The following is a 19,826-nucleotide window of genomic DNA, read 5'->3' as shown; positions in this document are numbered from 1 at the left end:
GACTGAAGTCATGGCGTGTCATGCAAGAAGGAGCTTGCATGACTGTGGTTTTGAGAACAAAGAATGAACTCTGGTGTGTTGGAAGGGGGAACTGATTCCTGTTCCGCAGAAGGCTGCCAGCTTTTAAACGTCAACACTTTTTTTGTGCTTTTACCCTACATCTTGTGCTAGAAGTTCAGCTTCATACCGCATATTGTGTCCCCACAACGCGGGACGAAACGTCCGTGTTCTTGATTCTGCCTAAATTACATGAGTGCACGGAGCAACCTGAGTGAGCCTGACTACAGACATGTCTGACACCCTCTCCGGTTCCCCCGCCTGCAATATCGAGGATGAAGGCTCTCTCTTCGAGCCCGATATGCTGGAAGATATCGTGCAACTCGAAGGACATCATCCTGTTCGCGTGGATCGCTCCCGTGATTCGCTGCTGACCGACTTCGGTCGCGCCACGCTGGATAACCGCTATCTGCTGCCAGACGAAGGGTATCAGGATCTCTTCGCCCGTGTTGCGTCCTATTATGGTGCGGACGCTGCCCATGCCCAGCGACTGTACGATTATATTTCCCGCCACTGGTTCATGCCAGCTACTCCGGTTCTGTCGAACGGCGGCACGAGCCGGGGTTTGCCAATTTCATGCTTCCTCAATGAAGCCTCGGACAGTCTCGATGGCATTGTCGGTCTCTGGAACGAGAATGTCTGGCTGGCGTCCAAAGGAGGCGGCATCGGCTCCTACTGGGGTAATCTGCGCTCCATTGGTGAGAATGTCGGCCGTAACGGCAAGACGTCGGGTGTCATTCCGTTTATCCGCGTCATGGACAGCCTGACGCTGGCGATCTCCCAGGGATCATTGCGTCGCGGGTCTGCTGCTGTTTACCTGCCTGTCTGGCACCCCGAGATTGAAGAATTCATCGAGCTTCGTCGTCCGACCGGCGGTGATCCGAACCGTAAGGCGCTCAATCTTCATCACGGCATACTGGTCACCGATGCGTTCATGCGCGCTGTGGAGGCTGATGAGCAGTGGGCGCTGCTCTCCCCCAAGGATCATTCGGTCATCCGCAAGGTATCGGCACGGTCGCTCTGGATTCGTATCCTGACTGCCCGCATGGAGCAGGGCGAACCTTACATCGTCTATTCCGACCATGTGAATAATGCCCGCCCTGAGCACCAGAAGCTGGCTGGTCTGGAGGTCAAGACCTCCAACCTGTGTTCGGAAATCACGCTGCCGACAGGGATTGACCATCACGGCAAGGATCGTACTGCGGTCTGCTGCCTGTCCTCACTCAATCTCGAGACGTGGGACGACTGGCACGATAATCCGCAGTTCATTGAAGATGTGATGCTGTTCCTGGATAATGTGTTGCAGGACTTCATCGATCGTGCGCCGAAGGAAATGCATCGCGCCGCCTATGCGGCGATGCGTGAGCGTTCCGTTGGTCTTGGCGTGATGGGCTTCCACTCCTTTCTGCAGGCGCGGAAGGTTCCGTTCGAAAGCGTCATTGCGAAAGTCTGGAACCGCAAGATCTTCAAGCAGATTCGTGAGCAGGCGGATGCGGCTTCCAAGGCGCTCGCAAAGACACGCGGACCTTGCCCCGATGCGGCCGAGTACGGGTTTGAGGAGCGGTTCTCCAACAAGCTCGCCATCGCCCCGACGGCGTCGATTTCCATTATTGCCGGCAACGCCAGCCCGGGCATTGAGCCGATCACGGCGAACGTCTTCCTCCAGAAGACACTGTCCGGGTCATTTTCTGTCCGTAACCGGCATCTGAAAAAGCTGCTGATTGAAAAGGGGCAGGATACGGACGATGTCTGGTCGTCCATCACCCTGAATCAGGGGAGCGTGCAGCATCTCGACTTTCTCACGCAGGATGAGAAGGATGTCTACAAGACCGCCTTCGAACTCGATCAGCGCTGGGTCGTCGAACATGCCGCGGATCGGGCGCCGTTCATCTGTCAGGCACAGTCGGTCAACCTGTTCCTGCCCGCGAATGTCCATAAGCGTGATCTGCACCAGATTCATTTCCAGGCATGGAAGAAGGGCGTCAAGTCGCTCTACTACTGCCGCTCCCTGTCCATCCAGCGCGCCGACACGGTGAGCAATGTCTCCCGGAAGCATGAGATGGACCTGAAGCCTCAGGCGGAGAGTGGTGCTGGTCCAAGCAATTACGAGGAATGCCTTTCCTGTCAGTGAGCGGAAGGCGCATACCGTTCTGGTGGGCTTGGACCCATGTTGTCCATGCCCGTTTACACATCATGTCATATGTAAAAAATAATCGGTAAAACAAACGGATTTCGGATTTTATATTCTGGAAATCCTTATCCCGCGGCGTTATCAGTTCAGATAAATTTCGTAACGCTTCTTTACGTTCTTTTCCCCGACAGCAGGTGCCGTGATGACGATGCAGGAACATGAGAAATTCGATCTTCTGACCGCTAATCCGGTCTACAAGCCGTTCCGCTATCCGTGGGCTTACGACGCATGGCTCACACAGCAGCGCGTCCACTGGCTGCCGGAAGAAGTGCCGCTGGCTGATGACGTGAAGGATTGGCATCGCGTTCTCAATGACGGTGAGCGTCATCTGGTTACGCAGATTTTCCGTTTCTTCACGCAGTCCGATGTGGAAGTGAATAACTGCTACATGAAGAAATACAGTCAGGTTTTCAAACCGACTGAAGTTCTCATGATGCTCTCGGCGTTCTCCAATATCGAGACGATCCACATCGCCGCCTACAGCCATCTCCTTGATACGATTGGAATGCCCGAAAGCGAGTATTCCATGTTCCTGAAATACAAGGAGATGAAGGACAAATACGACTACATGCAGACCTTCTCGGTCGACAGCAAGCATGAAATCGCAAAAACACTTGCTGCTTTCGGTGCTTTTACCGAAGGGCTTCAGCTTTTCGCTTCTTTTGCCATCCTGTTGAACTTCCCACGTTTCAACAAGCTCAAGGGTATGGGGCAGATTGTCAGCTGGTCCGTCAGGGACGAGACGCTGCACTGTCTGTCTGTCGCGCGTCTGTTCCGGACCTTCATTCACGAGAACCCGGAAATCTGGACGGACAGGCTCAAGAGCGAAATCACCGAAATTTGCGAGACGATCGTGGAGCACGAGGACGCCTTTATCGATCTGGCGTTTGAAGCCGGGCCGGTTGAAGGTCTGGATGCTGATCAGGTCAAGGCGTACATTCGGTTTATTGCGGATCGCCGTCTGGGACAGATCGGTCTTGATCCGATTTATGGTGCGCTTGAGCGGAACCCGCTGCCGTGGGTGGACGACATGCTCAACGCCGTCGAGCATACGAACTTCTTTGAAAACCGTGCGACCGAGTATAGTCGCGCTTCAACGGATGGAACCTGGGAAGAGGCGTTTGAGGCTGACGTCTTTGGTTGAGGGGTGTGTCGTCGTAACTGGCTGCAATCATAAGTAAAAGTTTTTGGGTGCTGTCTTTTTTTTGAAGGGTGGCGTTCTTTTGAGGCGGTTTTAAAATATTTACCAAAAGCTTCTTTGTGATTTGCGGGACGGTTTCTGCCAGCAAACACTAAGGCAGTGCAGGCAGCCTTGAACGATGGATTACGGACGCAGATGTGACGATCTGGCGGAGGCCGGATCAGTGGCGGGTGACAGGGGAAGGGTGAGTCGCAACGGGCGCACTCTTACCCGGCGCTTGCTGGCTGATGCCCATTTCGCCTGTGACTATGGCGAATTTGATATCGCACGCGGTCTTCTGGAACTGGCGGAACGCGTCATGGTCGGGCGCAATGAGCATCAGGGCGCATCAGGGCGCAGGTTGCTGGAACAGCTTGTTCTGGGATTTGAACGGGTCTGGCAGTTGCAGCATCTTGCGCTGGAAATGCCGCATCCATTGGATCAGGCGCGGTTCGAAAGCCTCCGGAAAATGCTGTTTCGATCTGGAAAAAACTAGAGCAATTCCACTGAACTCTGGCTCAGTAGAATTTCCCTAATTCATTGTTTATCGAGCATATTCACCAGTTCGAATGTGTCCATTCAAACTGGATATGCTCTAGGTCCACTCCGAGAAAGAGGCATGGAAGGCAAAGCTGCCCCCCTCTGTTCTGCGGCAGAAATCTTCGCGGCCTCAGCTTTCCGCGAGAGCCTCCTCTTCCATTTCGGCGTCATCAGCAGCAAGTTGGACAGGAGTGGGCAGAATGATCGAACGACGGTTGAAAAAGCAATAGAGCGTCGGGATCAGCGAGCAGAGCGACAGCAGCAGCGGTCCCACGATAAAGGCAGCGCCAGCACCGTATAATCCGAAATGCCGGGTCATATAGACCAGCGCTGCAATGTATGCGCCTGTGCCGACGATATGGGAGTAAAACAGGGCTTTCGGGCGGCCTGACATATAAAGTAGGGATTCCATCGGAAAGGCGCTCAGCGTGATGACCAGCGCAGGGGCCATCATGATCAGGAGACTGGCCGACTCCCGGTATTTCTTTCCGAAGAGCGAGACGACCGGGTGACCGAGCAGCATGATTGCAAGGGCAACAGCCAGTCCAATGCACCCTGCCAGAAATCCGGTTTTCAGCGCCAGCTTCCAGGGACGGGTGCTGTGCGGATCAAGTCGCATGATTTCCGGATAGAAGCCCTTCTCCATCAGAGTGGCGGGTTTGGTCGCCGAATTGATTACGGAAGTAGCGATCTTGTAGACGCCAACCGCTGCCGGCCCCAGCATGCCGCCGACGATGACGTTGCTGATCGGTTCCTTGCCCACAGCCAGCGTGGTGTTCAGGTTGGTCGTCCAGATGAAGCTCCAGACTTTCGGCAGGCGGCGTGGAGCGTCAAAAAGACTGGGCCGCATGGCATCGAGCATTCTGTGGTGGTCAAGCACAATGAAAGCCATTGCCCACAGGACAAGATCACCGGCAAGATCCGCGATATACCAGGACAGAAGATAGGCAGGCATGCCCAACCCGAGGGTCCACGCCGTGACAGCGCCAAATGAGCGCATCAGAGGGGTGGCGATCTGCTGAATGCTGAGCAGGTCAAAGCGATCCAGCAGGCGCAGCACGCCGGCGGGCGTGGCGCAGGACATGGTGGGGATCAGCGTGCAGTAGGCGATGGCGAGCGGAATATGCTCCTGTCTGACGCCGAATTTCGTGCCGAAAAAGAACAGCGCCAGTATGGCGCCGATCATGCCGATGATGCCCGCCACGGCGTCAACCGCACAGGCGAACCGGATGGCGAGGCGTGCCGGCAAGGTGTTGCCCTGGGTCAGGGCCGGAGCGCCGTAGCGGATGATCATCTGCCAGCTCTGGGATTTCGTCAGGGCCGACGCACCCAACGCATAGGCATGAATCAGCATGACCGTGCCGAACAGATCGGCGCTCAGCCCGCGTCCTGTGCAGACCAGCCCGAGAAGCCCGATGATACCGCCAAGCAGCTTGGTGGAAGCAAGTTGTCCTGCTTTTCGGACGATGGACCGTAATATTCCGTCATTAAACCAGTTTTTCACAGCCAATGACCCGAACGATTTCCTGCTTCATCTCTTGTCGGGCGCACTGCAACTCCGGCATTCTCGTGCTTCATGATGGGTGAGGGCCTTACACGCAACAGACAACGCGGCCCGAGAGCACTCGGCGGCACCGCACGGTATTCAGACGGCCTCAACAAAAAGGGGACGACACAGCTTCGTCACTTCTTCCTTGACCTGAGCATAGGAAGGGCGGGCGTCGATCGTCACGATCGGCGCGCCCCCAAAAGTCAGTTTCTGAGTAGCGACCACTTTTGCCGTAAGCGTCGCCAGATCATGATCCGGTTTCCTGCTGAGGGCTGTCTGCGGATCGACATCCAGCTTGATCACAAGATTCGGTTTGACCGCCGCCATCTTTTCGTAGAGTCGCAGTTCGCTGCGGGCGAGAGCGGCAACAAAACGACTGCCGGGACGGGCGGCGGACAGGCCGGGACCATCATAGAACGCTGGAATCTCGGTCTGGGGATACCGATCCGCGATGACAGCGATGCCGCGTCTGCGGGCGTCCTGCATCTTCAGAAAACGACGGTACCGGAGAAGGGAGAACCCGTAAACCACCAGCGCAGTCAGCAGACCAGGAATCTTCTCGCCTTTGGAGCGGGTTTTCCTGGCCTTGTCGGTCAGCAGTTTCTCCAGTGCCGGTCCGATCAGCGGAATGCTGCCGATCCTTCGCCCCAGATCACCTGAGCCCAGACCAAGATAGACGGCTTGTGTCGGCCGGGTCTGGTTAAGCTGGATCGCAAGCTCATTGGAGATGGCGGTTTTGCCAGCGCCATCGCAACCGATCAGGGCTACGAGAGGAGCAAGGGACTGCTTCCGGGAGATGGCAACGGATCGTGGCGCGGCGTAGTGTTGTGAGACCCGGTCGGCCTGACTCAACATGCTGGCTGCCCATCCATAGCCTGCGCCTGATGTCTGATGATGGCCTCCCTGATGCCGTTTCTGGCTTTTTCGAGCACAACGTCCAGAGGCTCGGTCGCATCCAGATCCAGAATTGGCGCGCCGTTGAAACTCAGTCTGGGAACATCGGCGATCTTGCGTTCCAGCGAGGCCTGTCTATGGTCGGGTTTGCGGGAGATGGCGGTCTCAAGATCGACGTTCAGCCGGATCACCAGATCGGGTACGTAGCTGGCCATCCAGTCATAAAGACCTCTTTCCTGCATCGTCAGGAACTGCACGACAGAACTGTTGCGTGGAGAAAAGGTCAGGCTTGGTCCATCCATCGGTCCCGGCACGGCGACCTGCGGATAGCGATCCGTCAGGATGCAGACACCCTGCCGGTGTAGCCTGAGCATGCGGCGGAAACGTATGACGCGACGCATGGAGAGCGCAAACATGACCGCAGCCGGGAAAAACCCGATCTTTCGGTTCTGACGGGTGCCGTTGGTGACCTTGACGATTCTGCGGTCTGCTTTCTTTCCGACAAACGGGAGGCGCGCGATTGCCCGCCCCAGTTCCCCGCTCTGCTTGCCGAGATGGCAGAGGGCGGTTGGCTGCGTCTTGCGCATCCATGCCAGCAACTCTGTACCAACAGTCGATTTGCCGCTCCCGTCCGAACCGACGACAGCGATGATGATGCCTGAGATCGCCATAAGGCAGCAATATGTCCCTTAACGCTGTTCAGAATGAGTAGCGTTCTTTGTCATCAATCATACACCCGGGATTGTAACAGAAAAATGTTGTTTGTTATCGGTCGCTGTGAGGAGGTTCTGCCGAAGGACGGGATGGCCAGCGCAAGACAGGCTCATTACGACCGTCAGCAGTCGATCTGCTTCCTGCCCCGGTCGTTTTAGGCGATTGTCGCGAGAAGACAGGCTCCTCCGGACTGGAAGCGTTATGCCACGGCATCCGTTCCATCGGCGGTGTGGAGAACGCCTCCCGTTCGGTGCGGATCGCACGGAGTTCCGGTGGGCGTGGTGGCCCGGGTTCGTAAGCATCGGAGGTGCGCGACGGGGAGGACGAGCCAACCGGAGGAACATTCCGTTCCCGCCGCATGGAAAAGGATTTCTCAACCGAAGACGAAACGTCACCGGAAAGATCATCGGGAGATGGGGCCGGAGATGGAGCCGGAGAACGCGGCCCGGCTTCCTGCTGGGGTCGAACAATATCTGGTGGCAGGAGCGGCGAGGGAGCCATGCCGGTTGAACGCGAACGCGGTGCGGATGGCGGCTGAAATTCCGGCGCTGAGAGGGGCGTCGCAGTCGGCGGCGTCCATTCCTCCTGCGGTGCTGACATTTCCGGTTTTCTCCGTGACGCCGCCTGTTCAGGAACGAGCGCGCCGACACGCATGGTCAGGACGCGGAGATCGGCCCTTGCATCCTCAAGCTGTAACGCGATTTCAGAGAGTCTTCCCTTCACTCCGTAAACGGCGAAAGGCATCAGCAGAAACGCCACGAGGACAATGATTCCGAACCCGAGCAGCAGAATCTGCGCCCAGAGTGGCATCCAGTCGGGAATAGCAAGAGACATTATCAGACAAACGCTCCGGAAAACATTTCTGGCGTCCCCTTACGTCAGGACGCCCGACTTGGCATCATCGCGTAATTTGGTCAGTGACGCCACGGCAAACGAGGCTGCTTTGAAGGTCTGTTTGTAGAATTTTCTGTCAATCCGGAAGCGGTTTTTGGTGACATTTGTTTTCGGAAAAGGTCAGCTGCCCCGGTAGGTTGAATAGGCGAACGGCGCGACCAGAAGAGGGACGTGGTAATGACGGCCAGCCTCTCCTTCCATGGGAGTGGAGATGCCGAAAGCGATGGGCACGGTATCAAGAAACGGAGGGTCGCTCAGTTCGGCACCCGCCCGCCGGAAATAGGGCGCGACAGCAAATTCCAGCCGGTAGGAGCCGGGCTCCAGATCTCCAGCTGACGCCATTTCAGGGCAGCGCCCGTCCGCGTTGGTGACCCCTGCGAACAGCACGGTCTCCCCGCGCCAGAGGGTGACGGACATGCCTTCAGCGGGCTTGCCGCTGACCTGATCCAGAACGTGGGTTGAAAGAGTGCTCATGCTTCCGTCTCCAGTCCCTTGAGAATGTCGTGACAGCGTATCGCGGCGATTTTGTCGATTTCCACCAAGGCGGTTTGGCGTTCCTCGTCAGGAGTGTTCCGCGTCCGACGCTCCATCTCGCTCAGGATACGATCTTTTTCGCTGAGCCGGACACAGATGATGAAAGGCATGGCGAATTTCGTCCTGTAAGCGTCATTGCTGGCTGTGAACCGGGCATGCTCTGCTTGTGTCAGGCGGTCCAGCCCTGCGGAAGCCTGTTCGTTCCGGGATGCGTTGGTCAGTGTCTCATCAATCCCGACCCGACGCGCCAGTTCCGGGTGCTCGCGAATCAGCCTCATCTGGGCATCTGATGAAGCGTTCGCCACGACTGCGCGGAAAGCGGCCAGCAGGGCCTCGTTGTCCTGGAAAGGACGAGAGAGCCATGCAGCCTCTGCAATCCATGGAGAATGTTCGTAAAGTGTGCCGAACAACGCCGTGAAACCGGCCTGATCCAGCGCGTTGAGGTGTGAGAATACGGTTTTCATTCTGGGAATGTTTTAAGCCAGTGCCGCGCAATGTCGATACGTCTGGCCACCCAGACCCGGTCATGCCGCATCACATGATCGAGGAACCGCGCCACGGCCCGGGCCCGTCCGGGACGGCCGGCAATACGGCAGTGAAGCCCGACCGACATCATCCGGGGCTGGGTCGCGCCTTCATCCCATAGCTGATCAAATGTATCGCGCAGATAACGGAAAAACTCCTCACCTTCGGAAAAGCCGTTATAGGCCACGAACTTCATGTCATTGACGTCGAGCGTGTAAGGCACGATCAGTTGTGGACGGCCGGTGACGGAAGCCCATGTGTGATCGTAATAAGGGAGATCATCAGCGTAGGAATCGGCATCGTAGATGAAGCCGCCTTCCTCCGCGATCAGCCGCGCCGTATTCGGGCTCGTGCGACCCTGATACCAGCCCAGCGGACGCTGGCCGGTCAGGGCTTTCTGCAGGCCGATGGCGCGCTGGATATGATGCCGCTCAATCTCTTCCGGCACATCCTGATAATCGATCCAGCGCAGTCCATGCGAGGCGATTTCCCAGTCTGCCTTCATCATGGCGAACACCGCTTCCGGGTTACGCGCCATCGCTTCGGCGACACCGAATACCGTGACCGGCAGCCTCCGCTTTGTGAACAGGCGGTGCAGACGCCAGAAACCGGCGCGCGAGCCGTATTCATAAAGGCTTTCCATCGCCATGGCGCGTGCGCCGGGAATGGAGCGTGCGCCGACCATCTCGGAGAGAAACGCTTCCGAGCCTTCGTCTCCATGCAGGACCGAATTTTCGGCGCCTTCTTCGTAATTGATGACGAATTGTAAGGCGATACGAGCTTTGCCAGGCCATTCCGGATCAGGTGGGTTCGCTCCGTAACCCACCATGTCACGGGGATAAGTCGTCATAAACAGTCAGTCCTTCAGGGCCTCAGGCAGCACCTGGTTCCAGACGACCAATGCTGCATCCACCCCGGCCCCACGCGGAGTGGCATAGCCCTCCGCAGCGAGCACGCTTTCCAGTGCGCCGAGCGTGAGCAATACTTTATGTTTCATGGCGTTGTAGCCCATCGCGCCGATCCGCCAGATCCTGCCGGCCAGCGGTCCGAACGCCGTGCCGATTTCGATCTCGAAGTCCTCACGCATCCGACGGCGCACGGCTTCACCGTTCACGCCACCCGGAATCCATACACCGGTTACGTTGGTCATGCGGTATGCGTCATGACCATACACTTCGAGACCCAGAGCCCGAAGCCCCGCCGTCATGGCGGCTCCAGCGGCACGATGACGGTTGAACCGGTTTTTCAGGCCTTCTTCCAGCATGATCCGACCACATTCGCGTGCCCCGTAAAGCATGGTGGTCGCCTCGGTATGATGGTTCAGGCGGCGCTCCGACCAGTAATCCATGACCATGGCCAGATCGAAATAATTGGAGCTGATCCGCGTCCCATACCCATCCTCGGCGTCCGCGCCGCGAATACCTTTCTCCACATGACGGCGACTGAAGATATGTTCGGCGGCGCGATCGGAAATGGTGACGGGAGAGGAACCCGGAGGGCCGCCCATGCATTTCTGCAAGCCCGCCGTGACGATATCCAGACCGCAGCCATCCACATCGACCGGCATGCCGCCAAGCGTGGCGGTCGCGTCGACATAGGACAGCACATCATATTTGCGGCAGAGGTCGCCCAGCCCTTCGAGAGGCTGCGCCGTCGTGGTGGAGGTGTCGCCGTGGATGCAGGCGAACACGCGCGGCTTGTGTTCCCTGAAGGCGGCCTCGATGGTGTCCAGAGAAGCGACTTCGCCCCATTCCAGATCGATCGTGCGGATGTCAGCGCCAATCCGTTCCGCGATTTCGGACAACAGTAGCCCGAACCGCCCGGCGCGTACGATCAGCACCGTCATGCCGGGTTGCAGCAGCGACACCAGCGCCGCTTCGATGCCCGCGCGCGCCGTGCCGTCGATCAGGAACGTCCAGCGGTTCCGCGTCATGAACACTTCGCGATAAAGCTGCATCGTCTCGTTCATGTAGGTGGTCATCTCGGGGTCGAACTGACCGAGCATGTCCGCGCTCATCGCCCGCAGCACACGCGGATGGACGTTGACCGGTCCCGGCCCCATCAACAGGCGTTGCGGCGGATCGATCTGGCCGAAAACGGGCACGGTCATGAAAACTGGCTCCCCTGAGTCCTGCTGTGATCTTCGGCAAACAATCGAACAAAACGACCCAGCGCGCTGATGGTTGCGTCCACATCGGCGGATAGAACCGCTTCCGCCGGATTGTGGCTGATGCCCTTCTCGCAACGGATGAACAGCATCACTATGGGCGCAAACCGTGCCATGATCATGGCATCATGCCCCGCGCCACTGACCAGCACGCGCGCAGGCTGGCCGGTTACGTCCTCAACGGCTGTTTCCATCAGCGCCATGAGGCCCGGATCGCAGGGTGACGGATTGAGATTCTCGCGTGGTATGATTTCGATCCCTACGTTGCGACGTTCAGAAATCTCCTTTAGCGCCGCAAGAATTTCCTCGACTGCCCTGTCTCGTGTCGCAAGGGTGCCTGCGCGGGCGTCGATGGTGAACGTCACATTTCCCGGCACGACATTCGTTACACCCGGCCATGTGCGCAACGAGCCGACCGTCGTCACAAGGCCGTCGCGATCTCCACCAGCCACGCCAATGCGTTCAATGGCCAGAACCATCTCCGCCGCCGCTGTCAGCGCATCCCGCCGCAGCGACATGGCCATCGTGCCGGCGTGACCCGCCATGCCATGCAGTCTGATCTCGAACCGTCTCTGCGCCGCAATGCCGCTCACCACGCCGAGCGCCAGTCCTTCGGCCTCCAGAACCGGACCCTGTTCGATATGCGCTTCGACATAGGCCAGTATGTCGTTTCTGGAACGTTTCGCCGCAGTCATGCCGCGTGGCGTCAGCCCCGCACGTGCCAGCGCCTGCTCCACAGTGACGCCGTCGACATCCCGTAGTTCCGCAAAAGCGGCGACAGGATCATCTTCTTCCAGAACACCGGCGATGGCGCGCGTTGTCAGCATGGTGACGGGAAAGCGCGATCCTTCCTCGTCTCCGAAACCGACGATTTCGATCGCGAACGGAAAGCGCTCGCTCCGCTCATGAAATCCGGCCACCACTTCCAGCGCCGCGATCACGCCGAGCATTCCGTCATAGCGACCGCCATCGCGCACCGAGTCCAGATGCGAGCCGAAAAGAAGAGCAGGCGCATCCGGCGTGCTGCCCTCATAGCGTCCGATCAGATTGGCGGCGGCATCCTGCCGCACCGTCATGCCCGCCTGACGCATCCAGTTCGAAATGGCTTCCACCGTGGCGATGAAGCCCGGCCCAAGCCACGGACGATAGAGCAGCCCCACATCGTCGCTGAATGGCGGTTCGCCGAGCATATCGCAGCGTGCAACAGCACGTTCCCCCGGCGTGGTTTCAGCCTCTACCACGCCGCGACACCGCCATCACTGCGCGGATCGGCCGCACCTTCAATCACGCCATCCGCATGGCGGACCAGCGCTCCGGCATGCCCCATCATGGACGTGAAAGGTGCGACCCGTTCGATGGCATGTCCCGCCGCACCGAGCTGCGCGATCAGCGTCGGATCAAACCGGTCCTCATATTTCAGGGTGACGCTTTCCTGCCCCCAAGTGCGCCCCAGCAACCAGCGTGGCGCGGTGACGGCGGCCTGAAGCCCCATGCCGTAACGGGCGTATCGCGAGAACACCGCGGCCTGCGTCTGCGGCTGTCCTTCACCGCCCATCGTGCCGTAAACCATCACGCGCCCGTCGTCGAAGCGGGCTGCGGCGGGGTTCAGTGTATGAAACGGTTTGCGTCCGGGCTTCAGGGCGTTCCAGCCATCTTCCGCAAGACGGAAACTCGCGCCACGGTTCTGCCAGACGATGCCGGTTTGCGGCAGCACGACGCCCGATCCGAACTCGAAATAGGTACTCTGAATCATGCTGACGGCGAGACCTCTGGCATCGATGGCGCCCATCCACACGGTATCGCCCGCCTGCGACGGATGCGGCCACGGGGCGGCGCGTTGCGAGTCGATGGCGGCGGCCATGGCGTCCAGCGCCGAAGGATCATCCAGCAGATGCTGCGCTTCGACCGTCATATAGGTCGGGTCACCCACATGCGTATCGCGATAGCGGAATGCCTGTTTGGTCGCTTCGATCAGCCCGTGAATATGCGCGAAACTTTCGCCTTGGTCCGCTTTCAGCCTGTCAAAGAGCGCGAGGATGAGCAGAGACGCGACGCCCTGTGTCGGAGGGGCCATATTATAGAGCGTTGCACCCTTTACCGGCACGGATAAGGGTGGCCGGACCTGCGCCTGATGGGTCGCAAGATCCTCCGCACTGACGGGGCTACCAGCGTTTTCAAGATCAATGGCGATACGGCGGGCGAGAGAGCCGGTATAGAAATCCTGTAGACCGGAAGCGGCAAGTTCACGGAGAGTCGCGCCGAGAGCCGGGTTCCTCAGGATATCCCCTTCTCGCAGAGGATGTCCTTCCGGTTCGAATACGGTGGCGTAACCGGGAGCCTGTGTGAGTTCCGCGGATTTTTCACGGGCGAGCGCGGCGCCTCCTGCGGTGACAGCCACGCCGGCTTCAGCGTGGTGAATGGCTTCGGCTAAGATCTGTTCCAGAGGCAGGGTGGAGCCGTAAGCTTTCTCGGCCAGTTCAAGAGCTTTTGCCCAGCCGGAAACGGTGCCTGCAACGGTATTGGCGGCCAGTGGCCCGCGCCATGGAATGTTTGTGTGACCGGCTTTGCGGTACAGGTCGAGATTGGCTGCGGCTGCTGCGCCTCCACAGGCGTCGATCGTCTCCGTGCGTCCGTCGGGCCATGAAATGAGCCAGAAGGCATCACCGCCAATGGCGGTCATATGGGGGTAGACGACAGCAAGGGTGGCAGCCGTGGCCACAATGGCTTCGATAGCCGAGCCGCCGTTGCGAAGAATGGCAAGACCTGCCTGTGAAGCCAGATGATGCGGTGCGGTAACCATGCCGCGTAATGAACGGGCTGTATGCAGCATCCTGCAATCACCTTTCCTGTTGCGTGTGTGTCAGCATTTCAGGAAAGGGATGTAACCGGAAAAGATGCTCTTTTCCAGTTGTTGCAATCCCGCAGCGTCGATTTATGGCAATTATCAGCAATTGCAAACAAAATGTGTCAGATCTTGCCTGAGTGCTTTTTCTGGATTTGCTTTTTTGGAAATATCCGGATTTTTGTGTTTCTGTCACGAAATGTATTTGAAGTGACCGTTCTGTGGTAATGACGTTGGTAGATATCCGGTCCGTATCCTGTGTGATGCGATTGCTGATGGAGTGTCCAGCCAGGATCTTCTGATGACGCCGAGTATTGCCTGTTTTTTGAGAACAAATTCATCCCGGCACGGATGATAGTTAACGGTCAGAGTATTTTTTACGATCGCACCTCCATCAGTTGCGACTATTTTCACATTGAAACCGCAGAACATGCAGTGATCTGGACCAATGACACCCTGAAGGAAAGTTGTCTGGATAGCAGGAAACCGTTCGATGTTTGCAGAAGGAAGTACGGAGCTTCGTTCCGGGTCGCAAACATCGTGGGAAGTGTGGAATGCCGGCATGTCAGCTTGCACGGATGGTTTTGATGTGGCTCAGATGCCTCTTTCCAACAAGTCTTTCCGTCACGTGCACGAAGGCGACGCTGCATCACCTTGTGGCGCTAAAGGTCTGGGGGACATACGCAAAGATCTTGTATATGAAAACTGGACGGATTTTTTCAGGCGCTTTGGTAAACGACATCCGGTTGCTTTTCTTGGCGTCCATTTTGGATTGAGATGCAGGTATGGAAGAACTCAACAGGCGTGTTCGCTCGGACCTTCAGAAAATTCAGTATGCAACAAAGGACTGGAGTTTCCCTCGCCAGAAGGGGGACGAGAAAGTACTTGATGTCGCGATTATCGGCGCCGGGCAAGGAGGAATCGCCACCTGTTTCGGTCTGATGCGCCGGGGAATTTCCAATGTCTGCATGTTTGACATGGCTCCTCAGGGAGGCGAGGGACCATGGATTACCTTTGCGCGGATGCTTACTCTCCGGACGCCAAAATACGTCACAGGGCCAGACCTCGGGATACCAAGTCTGACACCGCAGTCCTGGTATGAAGCCAGATATGGCAAAGAAGCGTGGGAAAAGCTGCACAAGATTCCACGGCAGGACTGGCAGGCCTATCTGGACTGGGTTCGCGACATTCTGGCGCTGCCGGTCCAGAATGAGCATCATCTCAGAGATATGGACTGGCAGGACGGCCTTGTGAGGCTGACATTCGCCTGCAAAGATGACGTCCGGAAATATGTGTGGGCTCGTAAGGTCGTGCTGGCGACCGGCATTCAGGGCGGTGGGAAATGGCATATTCCAGCGTTCATTTCCTCGGTGGTGTCACCGGATCGTTATGCTCACACTTCCGATCCGATGGATTTCGATCAACTGCGTGGAAAGAGAATTGGCGTTCTGGGAGCAGGAGCGTCAGCGTTTGATAACGCGGCAACGGCTCTGGAAGCCGGGGCTCTGAGCGTTGATCTCTGTCTGCGCCGCAAGACTATTCCCTCCGTCAATCCCTACCGCTGGATGGAGAATGCAGGATTTCTGAGTTATTTTTCGGAACTTCCTGATGTGATCCGATGGCGTTTCATGCACAGGATCTATGATCTTAACCAGCCTCCACCGCAGGACACGTTCTGGCGTTGCCGCAAACATCAGAATTTTTCCTTTCACACGGCTTGCCCATGGCTGGCTGTCAGGGAGGAAGGAGGAGAGGTTGTCGTGACAACGCCCGACAAGGAAATGCGGTTTGATTTCCTGATTATCGGAACAGGTTTTCTGATGGATCTCACGCTTCGTCCGGAGATGAAGGCGTTCGCTTCGCGTGTGGTCCTGTGGCGGGACCATTTTATCCCGCCGGAAGGGCAGGAAAGCCCGGTCCTGGGAAGTTATCCTTATCTCGGAAAGAGTTTCCAGTTTCTACCGAAAGATGAAAACGACCCTCTGGCCCCGATGATGTCCGCAATCCACAATTTCACCTTTTCAGCCACGCCCAGCATGGGGCTGTCCGGATCTTCCGTGAGCGCAATGCGCTTTGGCGTCGAGAAGTTGACGTTTGCAATTGGTCGCGATCTGTTTGTGGAAGATGGTGAGAGGCACCTTCAGAGTCTTCTTGAGTATAATGAAGATGAACTGGTCAGCCTTGACCCTCCAGAATAACGTTTTTCTGGATAAAAGTCATTTGACTGGGTTTATTTTGTAATGTTGTGAAAAACCCCATGCTGGCACGACAGAGATATGTGCTGCATGGGGGCTGCCTGCCGAAGTGATCGGATAATTAAATCACATTGTCTATATATTCGATCCCGCTCCGGGATTACATTCCCAAGGCTCTTTTGTAGATATCGAGAAGCGTTTCCTGCTCTTCAATTTCGGAAGGTTCTTTCTTTCTCAGTCTCAGAATCTGCTTGATGGTCGCCACATCAAATCCGGCGGATTTCGCTTCACTGAAAATATCTTTAATATCGCCGGCAAGAGCTTTGCGCTCTTCTTCAAGACGTTCGACGCGCTCGATAATGCTGCGCAGTCGATCGGCAGCAATGCCACCGACATTTGATTCCGGGTCAGCGGCCTGGCGAGCACGGCTGGCAGCGGCATCGTCGTCAATATCAAAAGGGACGTCAGACATGATTTCCTCGATAGTCTTAATGGGCCGGAGCGGCTGGGTAGCCACAGATAGCGGCCCTTATATGGTCAGTGGGCAAGCTGCGGTAGTCCGGAATTATGGCGGAACACGGGTTGGATGCACCTGACTGACTGTTTTATGGATGGAAAATAATAAGAAGATGTTTGTCCGGACTTGAAAAATCAGGTTTTTCAGGAAAGGGATGACCTCATGGGAAAAAGGGACTGACGCAGTTCAGGACTTACGACGGATTGCTTTCGGTGAGGTTTGCTGGTCAACCTGAGGCTAATGAACCCTCACGGATGAACCAGTGAGGGGTTGACCTGTTGTCTCCCTGAATGCGTGGACACACATCATGGATGATAGACTGTAATGGAGATCGCGATGGCTGAACGAATGGATGCTGCTGGTTCATCCAGCAAGATTCAGGCCGATGGAAAACGAGCTGATTCGGAAGCTGTCGCCTTCGATTTCGTGATCGTTGGGGCAACTGGCGATCTGACGATGCGCAAGCTTCTTCCCGCTTTTTATGAGTGTTTCCGTCGCGGGCAGATCGACAGGACCACGAAAATTATCGGTGTTGCCCGGTCCGACCTGAGTATCCAGGACTATCGGGTCAAGGCTGAAGAGGCTCTGAGAGACTTTGTGGCGGCAGACTCATATGATGACGTCACAGTCAGGGACTTTCTGGGCCTCGTGCACTATGTTTCACTTGATATGTCGGACAGGGCCACGGACTGGAGCGGACTGATCAGTCTGCTTTCCACGAACGGGGGCCGTCCACGGGTCTTCTACGTTGCGACAGCTCCGAGGCTCTACGTTCCGACCGCGGATGCGATCGGGCATAACAAGCTGATCACCGAAAGCACGCGGATCGTTCTGGAAAAGCCGATCGGTACGGATCAGGCTACCGCTGCCGAGATCAATGACGGCGTTGGCCGGTATTTCACGGAAGAGCAGATCTTCCGGATAGACCACTATCTCGGCAAACAGACCGTGCAGAACATTCTGGCGCTCCGGTTCGCCAACCCTATCCTTGAGCGCGTGTGGAACACTGATTCCATTGCGCACGTGCAGATTACCGCTGCTGAAACGGTTGGAGTAGGGAAGCGGGGACCGTATTATGACAATGCGGGCGCTCTGCGGGACATGGTGCAGAACCATCTGCTGCAGGTTCTGAGCCTTGTTGCAATGGAGCCGCCGACGGCCTTTTCGGCCATGGACCTCAGAGACGAAAAACTGAAGATTCTCCGGGCGCTGAAGCCTATGTCTGACCATGACATAGCAACTGATACGGTGCGGGCCCAGTATGGCGAGGGTCACCCAAATGGTAAGCTGGCGCCGGGATATCTTGAGGATCTTGGCGCACCGACGAGCACCACGGAGACCTATCTTGCCATCAGGGCGGAAATCCGGACGGCACGCTGGGCAGGCGTGCCATTCTATATTCGCACTGGCAAACGGATGGCCAGCAAGGAAACGACAGTCGTCGTTGAATTTCGTCCTCAGCCATGGGCTATTTTTGCAGACAATCCTGAACCCAGCCAACTGGTGTTGCGCATTCAGCCGAATGAGGGTGTTTCCCTCTCGCTGGCCAGCAAGGACCCTGCTTCAGAACAGTATCGTCTGAAAGAAGCCGTGCTTGATGTGGATTATGTGAAGGCTTTCAACACCCGTTATCCGGATTCCTACGAAGACCTGTTGATGGCCGCCGTACGTGGCGATCAGGTTCTGTTTATCCGACGGGACGAGGTTGAGGCTTCCTGGCGCTGGATCGAGCCGATTCTTCGTGGCTGGGAAAAGAATATCCGACCTCTCGAAACATACCCGGCCGGGACGCAGGGACCGGCCTCGTCAGATCAGTTGCTGGCGCGTGACGGCTTTGTCTGGAAAGAAAATATTCAATGACGCCGCCTGTCACATCCGATTCAGCGAAAGGCCCGCGCCGCTTCAAAAGTGGGCCTTTCAAGGGGCGCTCCCTGAAGCAGCATATCCTGCGCCGTCTGATACTGGTCCTCCCGCTCAGTCTTTTGATGATTGTTCTGGCTAAATCAGGAGTTATGGATCGTCTTGTCGATCAGTATACTTTCAAACAGACAAGCTGGTTCGATGACACGGCGCTGGTGAGGCATCTGCGTCAGACGGTGACCCATAACGGCATGACAGGCGATCGTGCGGACTGCCTGCTGTTCATTGTTAACGGTAACAGCCCTCCGACCGCCACGATGATTGACGTGATGGAAAAGCATTCCGGAACCTGCCCAAACCCTGATACGTCCCTGCCGAAACTGTTCAGCCTTCGTGTGGACCGTGTGGCCGCCCGTGTGGAAACGGATCAGGGCACGCCCGGGCAGTTTCATCAGCTTCCCTGATTTGACGACGTGAACCCGGATGCTTCGGGTTTCTGCGATCACAATCTTTTCAGGGCAGAAAATACGGTAAGGCAAACCGGGAATAATCCGGTGTCTGCAGGTGTTTTTCTGTTCTGGTGTCTGACCGGATTGTCGATGTGCGTTTTCCGGGAGGAACGCGTGCGCCGGGCAGGGTGAACGTGGCGGGAGAGCTGGGGCACATCTCCTGCTGTGAACTGAATCAGGTCGGGATGTCCTGTAGAAACCTGTTTGTTTTTGGATGTCCGGACAAACAAGGATGTATCATCATGCGTTTACGTTTTGCCGCTGTCTGCTCGGCAGTCATCTGCAGTTTCTCCTTCGGATGGCATGTGCCCGCATACGGCGCGCCAAAATCCGAGACCGCAGCCCATTCCTCTCATTCAGCAACATTTATTGCCGGTCAGTGGTCTTCCATGGGTACTGTTGTTGACATGGTCGCCAATCGGGCTGCTGGTCCGGCAAGCCGTATCATCGTACATCTGCCGCAAAATCTGCAGAAGTCTGGGCAGGATACCTTCTCCCTGTCACAGAAAAGCAGTGATGAATGGAGCGGAACCCGGGATAATGTGACGCTCTCCTTCAAACTTGTGTCAGATAATTTTGGTATCCTGTCGATGGTCGGCGACAAGCCTGACCACCATTTCGAAATGCCGCTGTCCCGTATTTGACGGAAGGCGCATCA

The 19,826-nt window shown here is 56.8% G+C and carries 19 protein-coding genes; 8 read left to right on the top strand and 11 right to left on the bottom strand.

The genetic code is table 11. From position 1 onward, the window contains the following. The first annotated feature begins 289 nt into the window (after nt 1-289). The 3 genes from A0U92_RS10905 (at nt 290) to A0U92_RS10895 (ending at nt 3,924) form a co-directional block, all read left to right on the top strand. A complete protein-coding gene (locus tag A0U92_RS10905) occupies nt 290-2,188 on the top strand; it encodes a ribonucleoside-diphosphate reductase subunit alpha (protein ID WP_077813246.1) in 1,899 nt (632 codons plus the stop codon). Nucleotides 2,189-2,390: 202 nt separating this feature from the next. Then, nucleotides 2,391-3,392: a ribonucleotide-diphosphate reductase subunit beta gene (locus tag A0U92_RS10900; protein WP_077813245.1), complete on the top strand. Its 1,002-nt coding sequence runs from the start codon at nt 2,391-2,393 to the stop codon at nt 3,390-3,392. A gap of 175 nt (nt 3,393-3,567) precedes the next feature. Then, nucleotides 3,568-3,924 carry a hypothetical protein gene (locus tag A0U92_RS10895; RefSeq protein WP_077813244.1) on the top strand — a complete coding sequence of 119 codons (357 nt, stop codon included), beginning with the start codon at nt 3,568-3,570 and terminating at the stop codon, nt 3,922-3,924. 174 nt (nt 3,925-4,098) lie between these two features. Here A0U92_RS10895 and A0U92_RS10890 read toward each other — a convergent pair whose 3' ends face one another. From A0U92_RS10890 to A0U92_RS10845, 10 genes are all read right to left on the bottom strand, one after another. Further along, nucleotides 4,099-5,472, bottom strand: coding sequence for a lipopolysaccharide biosynthesis protein (locus A0U92_RS10890; RefSeq protein WP_236748366.1), 1,374 nt, complete (start codon nt 5,470-5,472; stop codon nt 4,099-4,101). A gap of 141 nt (nt 5,473-5,613) precedes the next feature. Continuing rightward, a complete protein-coding gene (locus A0U92_RS10885; protein ID WP_236748101.1) occupies nt 5,614-6,372 on the bottom strand; it encodes a nucleoside/nucleotide kinase family protein in 759 nt (252 codons plus the stop codon). After that, nucleotides 6,366-7,082: a nucleoside/nucleotide kinase family protein gene (locus A0U92_RS10880; RefSeq protein ID WP_077813242.1), complete on the bottom strand. Its 717-nt coding sequence runs from the start codon at nt 7,080-7,082 to the stop codon at nt 6,366-6,368. Before A0U92_RS10880 ends, A0U92_RS10885 begins: the two co-directional genes overlap by 7 nt. A gap of 94 nt (nt 7,083-7,176) precedes the next feature. Continuing rightward, nucleotides 7,177-7,959: a hypothetical protein gene (locus A0U92_RS10875; protein ID WP_077813241.1), complete on the bottom strand. Its 783-nt coding sequence runs from the start codon at nt 7,957-7,959 to the stop codon at nt 7,177-7,179. Nucleotides 7,960-8,139: 180 nt separating this feature from the next. Continuing rightward, nucleotides 8,140-8,493, bottom strand: a complete 354-nt coding sequence (uraH, locus tag A0U92_RS10870; RefSeq protein ID WP_077813240.1) for a hydroxyisourate hydrolase — start codon at nt 8,491-8,493, stop codon at nt 8,140-8,142. Next, a complete protein-coding gene (gene uraD, locus A0U92_RS10865; RefSeq protein ID WP_077813239.1) occupies nt 8,490-9,017 on the bottom strand; it encodes a 2-oxo-4-hydroxy-4-carboxy-5-ureidoimidazoline decarboxylase in 528 nt (175 codons plus the stop codon). The genes uraH and uraD overlap by 4 nt, the downstream gene beginning before the upstream one ends. Then, nucleotides 9,014-9,928 (bottom strand): allantoinase PuuE, encoded by a 915-nt coding sequence (gene puuE, locus A0U92_RS10860; RefSeq protein WP_077813238.1) that lies wholly within the window; start codon nt 9,926-9,928, stop codon nt 9,014-9,016. Before puuE ends, uraD begins: the two co-directional genes overlap by 4 nt. Before the next feature lie 6 nt (nt 9,929-9,934). Further along, a complete protein-coding gene (locus A0U92_RS10855) occupies nt 9,935-11,188 on the bottom strand; it encodes a pyridoxal-phosphate-dependent aminotransferase family protein (RefSeq protein ID WP_077813237.1) in 1,254 nt (417 codons plus the stop codon). Next, nucleotides 11,185-12,486 carry an allantoate amidohydrolase gene (locus tag A0U92_RS10850; protein ID WP_149026449.1) on the bottom strand — a complete coding sequence of 434 codons (1,302 nt, stop codon included), beginning with the start codon at nt 12,484-12,486 and terminating at the stop codon, nt 11,185-11,187. The genes A0U92_RS10855 and A0U92_RS10850 overlap by 4 nt, the downstream gene beginning before the upstream one ends. Continuing rightward, entirely contained in the window at nt 12,480-14,075 is a 1,596-nt protein-coding gene (locus tag A0U92_RS10845; RefSeq protein WP_077813236.1) for a gamma-glutamyltransferase family protein, read from the bottom strand. The genes A0U92_RS10850 and A0U92_RS10845 overlap by 7 nt, the downstream gene beginning before the upstream one ends. 330 nt (nt 14,076-14,405) lie before the next feature. On the opposite strand from A0U92_RS10845, the gene A0U92_RS18645 reads away from it, so the two are divergent. Continuing rightward, nucleotides 14,406-14,675, top strand: coding sequence for a Hint domain-containing protein (locus A0U92_RS18645; RefSeq protein ID WP_408736121.1), 270 nt, complete (start codon nt 14,406-14,408; stop codon nt 14,673-14,675). A gap of 197 nt (nt 14,676-14,872) precedes the next feature. After that, nucleotides 14,873-16,285, top strand: a complete 1,413-nt coding sequence (locus tag A0U92_RS10835) for a SidA/IucD/PvdA family monooxygenase (protein ID WP_077813235.1) — start codon at nt 14,873-14,875, stop codon at nt 16,283-16,285. A gap of 157 nt (nt 16,286-16,442) precedes the next feature. Here A0U92_RS10835 and A0U92_RS10830 read toward each other — a convergent pair whose 3' ends face one another. Next, nucleotides 16,443-16,754 (bottom strand): DUF2312 domain-containing protein, encoded by a 312-nt coding sequence (locus A0U92_RS10830; RefSeq protein WP_018307807.1) that lies wholly within the window; start codon nt 16,752-16,754, stop codon nt 16,443-16,445. A 393-nt stretch (nt 16,755-17,147) separates the two neighbouring features. On the opposite strand from A0U92_RS10830, the gene zwf reads away from it, so the two are divergent. The 3 genes from zwf (at nt 17,148) to A0U92_RS10815 (ending at nt 19,812) form a co-directional block, all read left to right on the top strand. Then, nucleotides 17,148-18,659: a glucose-6-phosphate dehydrogenase gene (gene zwf, locus A0U92_RS10825; RefSeq protein WP_077814389.1), complete on the top strand. Its 1,512-nt coding sequence runs from the start codon at nt 17,148-17,150 to the stop codon at nt 18,657-18,659. Beyond that, on the top strand, nt 18,656-19,123 hold the full coding sequence (locus A0U92_RS10820) for a hypothetical protein (protein ID WP_077813234.1): 468 nt from the start codon (nt 18,656-18,658) through the stop codon (nt 19,121-19,123). Before zwf ends, A0U92_RS10820 begins: the two co-directional genes overlap by 4 nt. Nucleotides 19,124-19,410: 287 nt before the next feature. Further along, entirely contained in the window at nt 19,411-19,812 is a 402-nt protein-coding gene (locus A0U92_RS10815) for a hypothetical protein (RefSeq protein WP_077814388.1), read from the top strand. Nucleotides 19,813-19,826 lie beyond the last annotated feature (14 nt).

This window comes from Acetobacter aceti (assembly GCF_002005445.1).
GTDB classification, from domain to species: Bacteria; Pseudomonadota; Alphaproteobacteria; order Acetobacterales; family Acetobacteraceae; genus Acetobacter; species Acetobacter aceti_B.
This window is presented reverse-complemented; position numbering and strand designations above follow the sequence as displayed.